General features: G+C 43.9%; 14 protein-coding genes. 6 read left to right on the top strand and 8 right to left on the bottom strand.

What is annotated here, in order from left to right; genetic code table 11:
* The first annotated feature begins 31 nt into the window (after positions 1-31).
* The 5 genes from ACO05P_RS08220 to cmk all read left to right on the top strand — a co-directional run bounded on the left by ACO05P_RS08220 (position 32) and on the right by cmk (position 5,932).
* Complete coding sequence (locus ACO05P_RS08220) at positions 32-286, top strand: type B 50S ribosomal protein L31 (RefSeq protein ID WP_210759473.1); 255 nt, start codon at positions 32-34, stop codon at positions 284-286.
* Between the two features lie 93 nt (positions 287-379).
* Positions 380-1,555, top strand: a complete 1,176-nt coding sequence (locus ACO05P_RS08215) for a GlmU family protein (RefSeq protein ID WP_421754729.1) — start codon at positions 380-382, stop codon at positions 1,553-1,555.
* A gap of 69 nt (positions 1,556-1,624) precedes the next feature.
* On the top strand, positions 1,625-4,117 hold the full coding sequence (gene lon, locus ACO05P_RS08210; RefSeq protein ID WP_421754728.1) for an endopeptidase La: 2,493 nt from the start codon (positions 1,625-1,627) through the stop codon (positions 4,115-4,117).
* Positions 4,118-4,218: 101 nt separating this feature from the next.
* Positions 4,219-5,259 carry a type IX secretion system protein PorQ gene (gene porQ / locus ACO05P_RS08205; RefSeq protein ID WP_421754725.1) on the top strand — a complete coding sequence of 347 codons (1,041 nt, stop codon included), beginning with the start codon at positions 4,219-4,221 and terminating at the stop codon, positions 5,257-5,259.
* A complete protein-coding gene (cmk, locus tag ACO05P_RS08200; protein WP_421754724.1) occupies positions 5,246-5,932 on the top strand; it encodes a (d)CMP kinase in 687 nt (228 codons plus the stop codon). The genes porQ and cmk overlap by 14 nt, the downstream gene beginning before the upstream one ends.
* On the opposite strand, the gene ACO05P_RS08195 is transcribed toward cmk, so the two are convergent.
* Genes ACO05P_RS08195 through rsfS form a run of 6 tightly spaced genes read right to left on the bottom strand, consistent with a single transcriptional unit; the run spans position 5,929 to position 10,828 of the window.
* Positions 5,929-6,210 carry an acyl-CoA-binding protein gene (locus ACO05P_RS08195; protein WP_421754722.1) on the bottom strand — a complete coding sequence of 94 codons (282 nt, stop codon included), beginning with the start codon at positions 6,208-6,210 and terminating at the stop codon, positions 5,929-5,931. The genes cmk and ACO05P_RS08195 overlap by 4 nt on opposite strands.
* An 8-nt stretch (positions 6,211-6,218) precedes the next feature.
* On the bottom strand, positions 6,219-6,878 hold the full coding sequence (locus ACO05P_RS08190) for a phosphatidylserine decarboxylase family protein (protein WP_421754721.1): 660 nt from the start codon (positions 6,876-6,878) through the stop codon (positions 6,219-6,221).
* Complete coding sequence (locus tag ACO05P_RS08185; protein WP_421754720.1) at positions 6,875-7,690, bottom strand: phosphatidate cytidylyltransferase; 816 nt, start codon at positions 7,688-7,690, stop codon at positions 6,875-6,877. The genes ACO05P_RS08190 and ACO05P_RS08185 overlap by 4 nt, the downstream gene beginning before the upstream one ends.
* A complete protein-coding gene (locus tag ACO05P_RS08180) occupies positions 7,691-8,335 on the bottom strand; it encodes an LUD domain-containing protein (RefSeq protein WP_421754719.1) in 645 nt (214 codons plus the stop codon).
* Between the two features lie 7 nt (positions 8,336-8,342).
* Entirely contained in the window at positions 8,343-10,448 is a 2,106-nt protein-coding gene (gene ftsH, locus ACO05P_RS08175; RefSeq protein WP_421754717.1) for an ATP-dependent zinc metalloprotease FtsH, read from the bottom strand.
* 14 nt (positions 10,449-10,462) lie between these two features.
* On the bottom strand, positions 10,463-10,828 hold the full coding sequence (gene rsfS, locus ACO05P_RS08170) for a ribosome silencing factor (protein ID WP_421754715.1): 366 nt from the start codon (positions 10,826-10,828) through the stop codon (positions 10,463-10,465).
* A gap of 74 nt (positions 10,829-10,902) precedes the next feature.
* Here rsfS and ACO05P_RS08165 point away from each other — a divergent pair, with 74 nt between their 5' ends.
* Positions 10,903-11,646: a biotin--[acetyl-CoA-carboxylase] ligase gene (locus ACO05P_RS08165; RefSeq protein ID WP_421754714.1), complete on the top strand. Its 744-nt coding sequence runs from the start codon at positions 10,903-10,905 to the stop codon at positions 11,644-11,646.
* On the opposite strand, the gene ACO05P_RS08160 is transcribed toward ACO05P_RS08165, so the two are convergent.
* A complete protein-coding gene (locus ACO05P_RS08160; RefSeq protein ID WP_210759461.1) occupies positions 11,647-12,033 on the bottom strand; it encodes an SRPBCC family protein in 387 nt (128 codons plus the stop codon).
* A 4-nt stretch (positions 12,034-12,037) separates the two neighbouring features.
* The gene (pyrE, locus tag ACO05P_RS08155) at positions 12,038-12,679 is read right to left on the bottom strand and encodes an orotate phosphoribosyltransferase (protein WP_421754712.1); all 642 of its coding nucleotides are present in this window, start codon (positions 12,677-12,679) and stop codon (positions 12,038-12,040) included.
* Between the last annotated feature and the right edge of the window lie 7 nt (positions 12,680-12,686).

Genomic DNA, 12,686 nt, shown 5'->3' with positions numbered 1-12,686 from the left:
GGGCAAAATCCTAACCATTATAAAATTAGTTATGCAAAAAGAAATTCATCCCGAAAACTACCGTCCTTGTGTATTTAAGGACATGGGTACCGAAGATTACTTTATTACCCGCTCTTGTGCAGATACCCGTGATACTATCGAAGTAGATGGTGTTGAGTATCCATTAATCAAAATGGAAATTTCTGCGGCTTCTCACCCATTCTACACTGGTAAAGTGAAATTGGTTGATACCGCTGGACGTGTGGATAAATTCCGCAACCGTTACGCTAACCGCAACAAGAAATAAGATTTTTCTTAATCATATTTTAAACCCCTTTTCCGCTTGGAGAAGGGGTTTTTTTGTGGACCTCAATTATCTTGCAGCCTTAATTCTCCGACCATGAATATCATCTTCTTCGACGATAGCCAACGCGATCATTTATTACCCCTCACTTTTACCCGTCCCACTGCCAAATTGCGCTGTGGAATCCTCACCTTAGAGGAGAAGTGGTTAAAGCGATTAGGGGAATCATACCGCTATTCTTATCTCACTGAAGATTACTTAAGTACTAAGTTTCCTTTGCATGAAGAAGGTGAAGACCTCTTTATTAATCCCGCCGTTTGTCCGGATGCTGATCTGATAGAAGCGGTATTGGCACTGGAAGAAAATGAAAGCCTCATGCAAGGTGATATCCTTATTGCCACTCGCACTCGCGAAGCATTGATGGAAGAAGCTGAGCAGGATACCCAGGTATTGGATTATGAGGGAAGCTTCAATTATATCTCTCGTCCTTATCATCTCTTTTCGAATAATGCATCGGAGTTAGAAAAGGACTTTGAATTAATTACAGCCGGTCGTCAATCTGCACCCATTTCTGATACCAATACCCTAATTGGTGATCGGATCTTCCTAGAGGAAGGCGCAAAGGTGGAAGCGGCAGTTTTAAATAGTACCAGCGGCCCTATTTACCTTGGAAAGGATTCTGAGATAATGGAGGGCTCAGCAGTTCGAGGTGCCTTGGCCCTTTGTGAGCATGCCACCTTAAAACTGTCTACCAAGATTTATGGAGCCACTACTGTTGGTCCTCATAGTAAAGTTGGGGGCGAGGTGAACAATTCCGTTATTATCGGCTACTCCAATAAAGGTCATGATGGCTTTTTAGGTAACTCCGTTTTAGGAGAGTGGTGTAATATTGGTGCCGATAGCAATAATTCCAACCTCAAGAATAACTATGAAGAGGTGAAAATCTGGGATTATGTAGCGGGTAGATTCGCTCCAACAGGTTTGCAGTTTTGCGGCCTCATTATGGGGGATCATTCAAAATGTGGGATCAATACCATGTTTAATACCGGCACAGTAGTAGGCGTAAGTGCCAATATCTATGGTGGGGGATTTCCCCGCAATTTTATCCCTTCTTTTAGCTGGGGAGGCTCTGGTGGATTTATGGAATATCGTTTCGATAAGGCTATGAAAACCGCCGAGCTAGTAATGCAACGTCGGTCTATAGAATTAGATTCGGTGGAGCGTGACATTTTGCAGGTGGTTTTTGACAAAACGGCTACTTCCCGCGGCTAATATTCCTTTGGCATAAGGATTGACTTTTTAGGAGATGGCCTCAGAAGAGGCGATCAAATTTGCTATTGAATGAGTTTTACCAACTTTAAAGATATTGACCAGTTTCAGCTGGGAGTGATTCGTGAAGAAGGGGAATATATCCCTTTGATGAGTAAGGAAGACGAAGAGTCTCTTAAGAATCAAGACTTACCAGAGGAGCTGCCTATTTTACCCTTGCGTAATACCGTCCTTTTCCCAGGGGTTGTAATTCCAATTACCGCCGGACGTGATAAATCCATCAGCTTACTTAATCAGGTAAGTAAAAATCAGGGTCTATTAGGAGTGGTGAGCCAGAAGAATGGTGATACCGAAGATCCAGGAACCGATGATTTATATCGGGTAGGAACTGTGGCCAAGGTTATTCGTCAGTTTAAATTACCCAATGGACATACCGCGGTTATTTTACAAGGTCTAAGACGATTTGTCATAGAAGACTTTAATCGTACGGAACCTCATATTTATGCGCGGGTGCATAAATCTGATGAGCGCATGCCGGCTCCGGATGATGGTCAATTTAAGCTGATGATGGAGTCCATTAAGGATGTGGCTCTCGACATTATTGATAAGTCTCAGGAAATACCTAATGAGGCGGCATTAACTATCCGCAGTATCGACAGTGATACCTTCTTGCTCAATTTCGTGAGCAATAATATGAATGCGGAGGTGGATAAGAAGCAACATCTTCTCGAGGTAGATGATCTTGGTGATCGGGCTACAGAAGTACTGAAATTGCTGAATCTTGAAGCGCAGATGCTGGAGATGAAGAATGAAATTCAGGATAAGGTTCGTTTAGATTTTGATAAGCAGCAGCGAGAGTATTTCCTGCAGCAGCAATTACGTCAGATTCAGGAAGAATTGGGCGGGAGCAGCACCGAGTCAGAAATTGAAGAAATGCGGGCAAAGGGCCGAAAGAAAGACTGGCCTGAGAAAATTGCTGAGCTCTTCGAGAAGGAGCTTGGTAAGCTACAAAGGGTAAATCCTCAAGTACCGGAATTTAGCATTCAACGGAACTATTTAGAGTTTATGTTGGACTTACCCTGGAATGAAACTTCTAAGGATAATTTCAATCTGAAACGTGCAGAGCGCATCTTAAACCGTGATCATTATGGCCTGGAAAAGGTGAAAGAGCGCTTATTGGAATACTTGGCCGTATTGAAATTGAAGGGCGATATGAAAGCGCCGATCCTTTGTTTATACGGTCCTCCCGGAGTGGGTAAAACCAGTTTAGGTAAAAGTGTAGCTGAGGCTTTAGGCCGATCTTATATCCGTATGTCTTTAGGTGGTTTGGGTGATGAAGCGGAAATTCGCGGTCACCGTAAAACCTATATCGGTGCCATGCCTGGGCGCTTGATGCAAAATATTAAGAAGGCTGAAGCCAGTAATCCGGTTTTTGTACTGGATGAGATTGATAAGCTTTCCAGCGGAAGAGGTCATGGTGATCCGGCTTCAGCAATGTTAGAGGTTTTGGATCCAGAGCAGAACAGCAGTTTTTACGATAATTATTTGGAGGTAGGATACGACCTGAGTAAAGTTTTATTTATCGCCACTGCAAATAATTTAGGAGCCATTCACCCAGCCTTAAGGGATCGGATGGAGATCATTGAAATCAATGGATATACCGTTGAGGAGAAAGTGCAGATCGCCGCTAAACACCTTCTGCCTAAGCAGCTTAAAGAGCATGGTTTAGAGAAGAAACATCTGAGCTTGAGTAAAAAGGTACTTGAGTATGTAATTGAACACTATACCCGCGAATCTGGGGTACGTGGATTGGATAAGGTGATTGCTAAAATGGTTCGATATGCCGCCAAGAGCATTGCCATGGAGCAGGAGTATCACATAAAACCAGCCCTTAAAGATGTTCCTGAGATATTAGGTTCAGAACGTTTTTCCAAGGATCGTTATGAAGATCGCTCGATTGCCGGATTGGTAACAGGCTTGGCCTGGACTCCCGTTGGTGGTGATATTCTTTATATCGAATCATCCATTGCCAGAGGTCGTGGAAGATTGAGTATTACCGGTAATTTAGGGGATGTGATGAAGGAATCTGCCTCTATCGCCATGGCTTATTTAAAAGCGCATTCCGATGAATTTGGGGTAGATTATCGCCTCTTTGATCAATATGATGTGCATATCCACTTCCCGGAGGGAGCCGTTCCCAAGGATGGACCTTCAGCAGGGATTAGCATTTTAACTTCACTGGCCTCGCTCTTTTCCCAAAGAGAAGTGAAACCTCGATTGGCCATGACTGGTGAGATTACATTGCGCGGTGAGGTGCTTCCTGTAGGTGGCATTAAAGAGAAAATCCTGGCCGCCAAGCGAGCAGATATTATGGAGATTATCTTGTCCAAGCGCAATGAAAAGGATATCAAAGAGATTCGCGAAGACTACCTGGAAGGATTAACTTTCCACTATGTAGAGCGAATGATGGAAGTAATAGATATTGCCCTTTCGGATAAATTAGTAGAAAATGCGAAAAATCTGAAAGCAGAAAACAAAGCAATTGGTTTCGGAACCAAGGCTTAAGAGCATAAAAACAGAGGAAAACCCGGAGCTTAGCTTCGGGTTTTTTTATTGCGGCAAATAAAGCTCTGCCATCGACGTTCTTTTCATAACTTTCGCCCTTTATGAGAAAACTGTTCATATTCCTCTGCCTGGTACCGCTTTTTGCCCAAGCTCAATTGGGAGGCCGTACAACCTATCAGTTTTTAAATAATATCGCTTCCGCCAGAGTGGCTGGTCAGGGGAGCAATGCTATTGCTAATACGGTAGAGGACCTCAATTTTGCCCTTTATAATCCGTCCTTGCTTCGCAAAGAAATGAGCGGGCAAATCACTAGTTCCTTTGTAGATTATGTGGCGGATATTCGATTCGCGGATATCGCCTATGCTCAAAATTTTGATAGTGTAGGTACTTTCTTCTTGCAATTACAGTATTTCGATTATGGTGAGTTCGATCGCGCCAATGTGATTGGCATTCGCCAGGGAACCTTTACCGGGAATGATATGGCCGTAAATCTCGGATATTCGTATCGCTTGGATTCTACCTGGTCTTTCGGGGCTACCATGAAAGTGATTAATTCTGTTTATGATACCTGGAGCTCCTGGGGTCTGGCTTGGGATGCCGGGGTTACGTATCAGATTCCTAAACGCCGAATAGCGGTAGCCTTGGTGATGAAAAACGCTGGTTTTCAGCTTAATCCCTATGCCGATGTTAAAGAGGATTTACCCTTTGAGCTTCAATTAGGTTTTTCCAATCGCTTCGAGCATATGCCTTTGCGCTGGCAGATTACTTTGGAACATCTTGAATCTTTTGACTTACGCTATACTGATCCAACTGCTTTTACGGTAAATCAGTTTACTGGTGAGGTGGAGGAGAATTTTCCTTCGATTTGGAATAACCTCTTGCGCCATGTGGTGATTGGGGCGGAGTTTGCGCCCTCTGAATCTTTTAACCTTCAATTTGGATATAGTTTCCGTCGTCGTCAGGAATTGAATTTGGAAAGCCGTAGAACGGTGGCCGGGTTTTCAGTAGGGGGCGGAATTCGGATCTCCAAGTTCTATCTGCATTACAGTCGTAATATGTACCACATCGCGGGTGGTGCCAATCAAATTACCCTACGAACCAGTTTAGACGAGTTCCGAAAAAAGAAAAATGAAGGGGATTAGAATCGCAGTAGATGGTTATTCATCTACGGGGAAAAGTACCATGGCCCGTCAGTTGGCCGCAGCCTTAAATTTTCGCTATATCGATACCGGAGCTATGTACCGGGCTGTTACTTATTGGGCTTTGGAGCAGGGCTGTTTTCAAGGAGGTAATTTGATGGAAGCGGCGCTCATTGAATCTTTAAGGCGTTTAAACTTGGATTTCCAATTCAGCGAAAGCGAGGGCAAGCCGGTAATTCATGTAAATGGAAGAGCGGTTGAAAGAGAAATTCGCGGAGCTGAAGTTGCCTCTAAGGTGAGTTTGGTAGCTCAAATTTCGGAAGTTCGTCGCTTTTTGGTGAAGCAGCAGCAGGCTATTGCTGAGGCAGGATCGGTGGTGATGGATGGTCGTGATATTGCATCGGTGGTAATGCCTGATGCCGAGTTAAAAATCTTTATGACCGCAGATCCAGCGGTGAGAGCTCAAAGGCGTTTTGCGGAATTGCAGAGTAAAGGCATGCAAATGACCTTAGAGGAAGTCGCTAATAATCTGGAAGAACGCGATTATTTGGATACCCATCGAGAAGATTCACCTCTTATCCAAACCGCAGACGCTTTGGTTTTAGATAATACGGATCTTAGCATGGAGGAGCAATTGAATCTGGCCTTGAGCTGGGCTAAAGAACGTCAGGCCTAAGCCTTCGGTTTTTTCAGGCGTGCTTCAAGTTCAATAATGGTTTGGATATAGCGCTTTTTGGCTTCTTCCATGGGCATACCTTCCAAGCGACGCCAAGCATCAAATTTAAAGGTCTGCACCACATTACTGGATTCAGTTGGTCGATCTCCCTGCACATCTCCTACGGTAGCCTGTTTGTAAAAAGCATAGGCAATTAGCATATCGTCTGCAGCCTGAGGCGGCATATTATTGCCAATTTTCACATACTTTTCAAATTCTATGTCCAGGTCGCTGTGCATGACTATCATCACTTTAATTCAGCTAAAATTTGTTCTCCGCCGCGGGCTTTATCACCAACTTTCACTAAAATGTTGGCATCCAAAGGCAGAACGATATCTACCCTTGATCCAAAGCGAATAAAACCACAGTCGGCCCCTTGAATGGCTTTGGAGCCCACTTTGGCATAATTAATAATACGTCTGGCAACGGCTCCGGCAATTTGTTTATGCATCACTTCTATGCCGGAAGGAGTTTCCACCACTACCGCAGTACGTTCGTTTAAGGTACTCGATTTTGGATGCCAGGCCACCAAATAGGCTCCGGCATGATACTGCGAGTATTTTACCGTTCCCGGAACCGGATAACGATTCACATGAACGTTGAGGGGCGACATAAAAATGCTGATCTGCAGCATCTTTTTCTTGAAGTATTCAGGTTCTTCGATTTCTTCGATGGCTACAATCTTTCCATCAGCAGGAGCAATAACAATATCATCACCTTGGGGTGGAAAGCGCTTTGGATTGCGGAAAAACTGTAATACCAGGATATAAACCACCAGGCTTAAGAAAAGTACGCTGTTTTCCAACCACTCCATATCACTTAACCAGATCGCCAAAAAGTTGATCAGACCTAAAATGATCAGGGTTTGGAGGAGGATTCGAAATCCTTCGTGGTGGATGCGTATCATAGTTTGTTGGTGGCTATTAAATTCAAAAATAAGAAGGTCACGGGCATGGCAAAGAGCAAACTGTCAATTCGATCTAAAATTCCTCCATGACCAGGCATCATTTTTCCGCTGTCTTTCAGATTATGCTTGCGTTTCAGCGCAGATTCAAAAAGATCGCCAAAGGTAGCACTCAATACCACCAGAAAGGACAAGCTGAGCCAATGCCATAGTTTTAGGAATTCTACACCGGAATAATTCCAAAGCAGAGCGGCTGCCAAAGCCGAAAAGAGGGCGCCACCAATGAATCCTTCCCAAGTTTTGTTGGGCGAGATTCGCGGCATTAATTTATGGGAGCCTAAATATTTACCTACTAAATAGGCAAAGGAGTCGAAGCACCAGATCATAATGAAGACTCCGGCTAATATCCAGCTATGCTCCCCAAGGAAGGCCAGGCTTAAAAGGGCCGGTACAATATAAAAGAGGCCAAATACATTGCGAAACAGGCTGTCCAAAGCTCTTTGAGAATCTTCCACAAAAATGTTTTGTAAGATCATCATCAGGATTAATACCAGGCTAATTAAAGCCATGGCTGCCTTGGACACTGAACTTATTTCGGGGCTGAAATAGGCCAAACTCATTAAGAGAATGAGCACTGAGAATACAGAGTGTCCGCGTTTATGAGCTTCCGGCTTAAAATTATGCCATTCGATAAGAGCTAGGCTACCTAAAATTCCGGCCAAGAGAAATGAACCATGAGGAATATAAAAGGTACTCATCAAGATGAGCAGAACGTAGACAATCCCACTTAAGCTTCGGGTAATAAGGTTGTTCATTTAGAGCTGATCTTCCAGGAGTAGCAGGTAAATCTCCTTATTACAAATTTTCCCCTGGTCGTTTTCTTCCAGGTTCTCGACCTTTTTAGGTCCTTTTATCGTAGTAATCTGTGAGGGTAAATTGTTCTTATAGCGAACTCTGATACCTGCCAGGGCCGAACGAAGATTATCTGTGATCTGACTGGTACGTCCGATGGTGATAAAGGTTTCGGGCAGGTCTTCTAATTTCTTGCCGTGAAGCTGATTGGCGGAGATCATTATACCACCATTAAAGCTCACTAAATATTCGCAAGAGGTGCAAAAAGCATCGCTGTTGGTCCAGTCATTTTCATGAACATTAACCTCTGCTTTTCGCAAGATGGAGATCAAATTGGGGTCGGTGCAATAGACCTGACCTAATCCGGATTCTTCCATTATCTGACGTAGAAAATGAAAGGCTTCCCCTTCATCTTCACAATAAAGAAACTTACCGCCCGAAGCGGTAAATTTCTTTACAAATCCTAAATCTGTGGGATCCGACTCTTCGGCGGTAAACTCAATAACGGGCTTGTCCAGCTCTTCGGTCTGGGAATTCTCTGTTGGTCTTCCGGATAAAATATCCATGAAACGACCGAGCAAGCCTTTTTTTGATTTTTGCTCCGCCATATTATTTTTAAGCCGGGAGATCTGTACTTTCCGCTTCTTCAGTAGAAGCTTCAGGGTCTTTGTTTTCTAATTCTTCATCGGGATGATTTTCTTCGTGCAGTACTTCGTCTCTGCTCTTCCATCTCCGTTTACCAAAGATCTCCTCTAAATTTTCCTTAAAAATAACTTCTTTTTCCAGTAACAATTCAGCTAACTGGATAAGTTTTTCCTGATTGCCTGTTAATAGCTCTTTAGCTCTTAGGTATTGATTTTCAATAATCTTACTGATTTCCTCATCAATAATTTGAGCTGTACGTTCACTATAGGGCTTGGTGAAGCCCATATCATTACCATTCTGCGAATCGTAATACGTGATGTTTCCAAGCTTGGCGTTCAATCCATAAATGGTAACCATGGCTCGAGCTTGCTTGGTTACTTTCTCCAAATCACTCAAAGCGCCGGTTGAGATTTTCCCAAAGATGATTTCTTCAGCGGCTCTACCCCCCAGGGCAGCGCACATCTCATCCAGAATCTGATCGGTATTGGTAAGCTGTCTTTCTTCGGGCAAATACCAGGCGGCTCCCAAAGAGCGACCACGCGGAACAATGGTAACTTTAACTAAAGGATGGGCATGCTCTAATAACCAACTTACGGTAGCATGACCCGCTTCGTGATGGGCAATGATCTTCTTCTCTTCATGAGAAATGATTTTGCTCTTTTTCTCCAATCCACCAATAATACGATCAACCGCATCCAGGAAGTCTTGCTGATCAATCGCTTTCTTGTCTTTACGAGCGGCAATTAGGGCTGCCTCATTACAAACATTGGCAATATCCGCTCCGCTAAATCCAGGAGTTTGACGGGCTAAGAAATCAGAATCCACTTTGGGTGCCAATTTCAAAGGAGCCAGGTGTACTTTAAAGATTTCTTTACGTTCATTCAATTCGGGAAGATCCACGAAAATCTGACGGTCAAAGCGACCGGCTCTTAAGAGGGCCTTGTCCAGGATATCAGCACGGTTGGTAGCCGCTAAAACAATAACATGTTCATTGGTGCCAAAACCATCCATTTCGGTTAAAAGCTGGTTGAGGGTATTTTCTCTTTCGTCGTTTCCGCCGGAAAGGGCATTTTTACCGCGCGCTCTACCAATAGCATCAATCTCATCAATGAAAATGATCGAAGGTGATTTTTCCTTGGCTTGCTTAAAGAGGTCACGTACCCGAGAAGCGCCAACCCCCACAAACATCTCAACAAAGTCGGATCCTGAAAGGGAGAAGAAAGGAACCTTGGCTTCACCCGCAACGGCTTTGGCCAATAAGGTCTTACCCGTTCCGGGAGGGCCTACCAATAAAGCACCTTTAGGAATTTTACCTCCCAAGGAAGTATAGCGATCGGGATCTTTTAAGAAGCTTACAATTTCTTGTACTTCTTCTTTGGCGCCTTCCAAACCTGCTACATTTTTAAAGGTGATCTTCACATTGGTGTTTTGATCAAAAAGCTGGGCTTTGGATTTACCGATATTGAAGATCTGTGCTCCGGGGCCACTACCACCACCGCTCATACGACGCATGATGAAAATCCAAATTCCGATTAAGAGAATAAAGGGAATCAAATAGGATAGGGTGCCTCCGAAATAGTCTTTCACCTCCTCGAAATGAGGGGTGATCCGTTTGTCTTTGAGCTCGGGGTGCTGATCATAGAAATAGCTCATATTTTCTTTGTACGCCTCATAAGGCATCTCAAAGCTATAATGAGGACCATCCACTCCGGGACCCATTGGGTTGTCCTTCAGGTCTTTGTACTCTTCCAGGCCAGAGTCCAGCGCATCCTTGGTTAGGTATACCTGGACGATTTTTTCATTGATGATCTTCACTTTCTTCACATCACCACGTTCGATCATGGCGGTGAAATCATCAAAATTGATTTGCTTTTGGTCGTTTCCTACCGAATGTAAAAGTTGCAGAGCGATTAGGAAAAGGGCGATAATGGCATAGATCCAATAAATATTGAATCGACGACGCGGATCCCCACCCGGGCCTCCTTTATTATTGCCATTCGGTTTTTCTCCGGAATTACGCGAGAACTGTTCTTTCAGCTTTCGCAATTGTTCCTTGTTATCTTTTTCGTTTTCCATTTTTGTCTTAAGTCTTAATTCTTCGCTTCAAAATGATGAAGCTCAGCATCACCCCAGAGGCTCTCTAAGTCATAAAATTTACGGGTCTCGGGCTGGAAGATATGAACTACCGTGTCAACATAGTCCATTAATACCCACTCCGCGTTCTCCAATCCTTCCACATGCCAGGGTTTGTCCTTCAGATTCTCGCGCACTCTTTTTTCAACCGAATTACTGATTGCTTTTACTTGAGTATTTGAGTTTCCTTCTCCAATAACGAAAAAGGAGCAGATAGAGTTTTCAATATTTCGAAGATCGAGAATGGTAATGTTCGATGCTTTTAGATCATCCATTCCTTCTACAATTTCGTCAACCAGATTCGAAAAGTTCGTTTGCGACATTAAATCCATTTAATTTGAAGGGCAAAATTAAGCATTGTCGTTAAGGTGCCTTAGCTATTATCGAAATTAGCCTTATGAATACAGAATTGGTGGGCAGAGATTATAAAATTCTCCCCGAAGTGACTAGCACCAATACCGCAGTCAAAGAACTAAATCAAGAGCAAGAGCTACCCGAGGGTTTTTGCCTCCTTAGCGAATACCAAACTTCAGGCCGGGGACAATATGGCAAGCAATGGGATTCGGAGCCCGGCCAAAACTTGCTGATGAGCCTGTTGCTACGTCCGGTTTTTCTGTCAGCTTCCGAATCTTATCGTTTAACTATGTCAGTTTGTCTTGCCTTGCATGATTTGGGTTTGGAGCTGGGCTTTGATTCTTATATCAAATGGCCCAATGATTGGTTTTATGGTGAACAGAAAATTGCCGGAGTTTTGGCGGAATCCTCCCTGCGAGGTTCCCGAATGGAAAACTGCATTGTAGGAATTGGTATTAATGTGCGGCAAAAGAAGTTCCCACATCCTCAGGCCACCAGCCTCAGTAAGATTATCGGTCAGGATTTAGCGGTTCAGGAGGTCTTTGAAAAACTGGTTGTTCACCTTGATAACCGTTATCAGCAATTACGATTTAAGCAATACGAAGGACAGCATCGCGAATTTGAATCTATTCTCTATGGCAGAGATCAATGGGTTCCGGTACTTCGGGATGGGCAAAAATTAAGCTTGCGATGTGAGGGCGTAAATCCCGGTGGCGAGCTAAAAGTAACCTGGCAAGATGGTCGCCAGGAAACCTTACAGCATCAAAGTATTCGTTTCGTCTTTTAACTAGAGCTCAGCGGTACTGGCACTCAAATCTTCGATGAAACGAGTTAGTGGACGCTCCACCATCATTTTCATCATCGGATTAAAGTTCCCTTCAAAAAGATATTTCACTTTGGCGCCAGCTTCGTTTTCTTCGAGGATGGTGCTGAGGGTGAAGTCTAATTTAGAACTAGCCGCTTTGAATTTTAGTAATCCCGGAGGATTTACCTCGTCGATCAATAAGCGAACATCTGGCATGCCTTTTAAGCCAAATACAAAGGTTTCGGCATCCGACTCAAAACGCTCTACCGAAGCAGGCATTACTAATTTCATATTCTTTAAATCCGACATCAGTTCGAAAAATTCTGCGGGACTTTTCGAAATCTGAACTTCCTTAGATTCTATTCTCATGGTATTATGCTTGCCAGGAGCCGGGGTCTTCACGCCAGCTAATGAGGGTTTCAAATGTATCTTTATCGAGGTCGCCACTTTGTTGCAGGGCTTCCAAGAGGTGCGGGTAATCGCTTAAGGTGTGCAAAGCTAATTGGGCTTGATCAAAGTTTTCTTCCGCCACCCGGAAGGCGTAGGTAAATAAGGCCAACATGCCCATTACTTCAGCTCCAGATTCGCGCAATACATTAACCACCTTTAAACTACTGCCGCCGGTAGAAATTAAATCCTCTACTACCACCACTTTAGCCTGGGCAGGTAATTCGCCTTCAATTTGATTTTGACGACCATGCTTTTTTGGCTCTGGGCGAACATATACAAAGGGAAGTCCTAATTCATCCGCCACCAAGGCGCCCATGGCGATTGCACCAGTAGCTACGCCAACAACTACTTCCGCATCGGGGTACAATTTCTTAAGGGCATCCGCCAAAGCAGACTTTAAGAAATTTCGTAAGTCGGGATAACTCAGGGTAATACGATTATCGCAATAGATAGGAGATTTCCATCCACTAGCCCAAGTAAAAGGGGCTTTGGGTTGCAGTTTAATTGCCTTAATTTGCATGAGCTTTTCGGCCGTCTCATGCGCGGTACGAGGGTCTAAAATCATGGCTCAA

The organism is Croceimicrobium sp., from assembly GCF_965228705.1.
Taxonomy (GTDB): domain Bacteria; phylum Bacteroidota; class Bacteroidia; order Flavobacteriales; family Schleiferiaceae; genus Croceimicrobium.
Note: the sequence above shows the minus strand (reverse complement) of the source record. Positions and strands in the feature narration are given on the sequence as shown.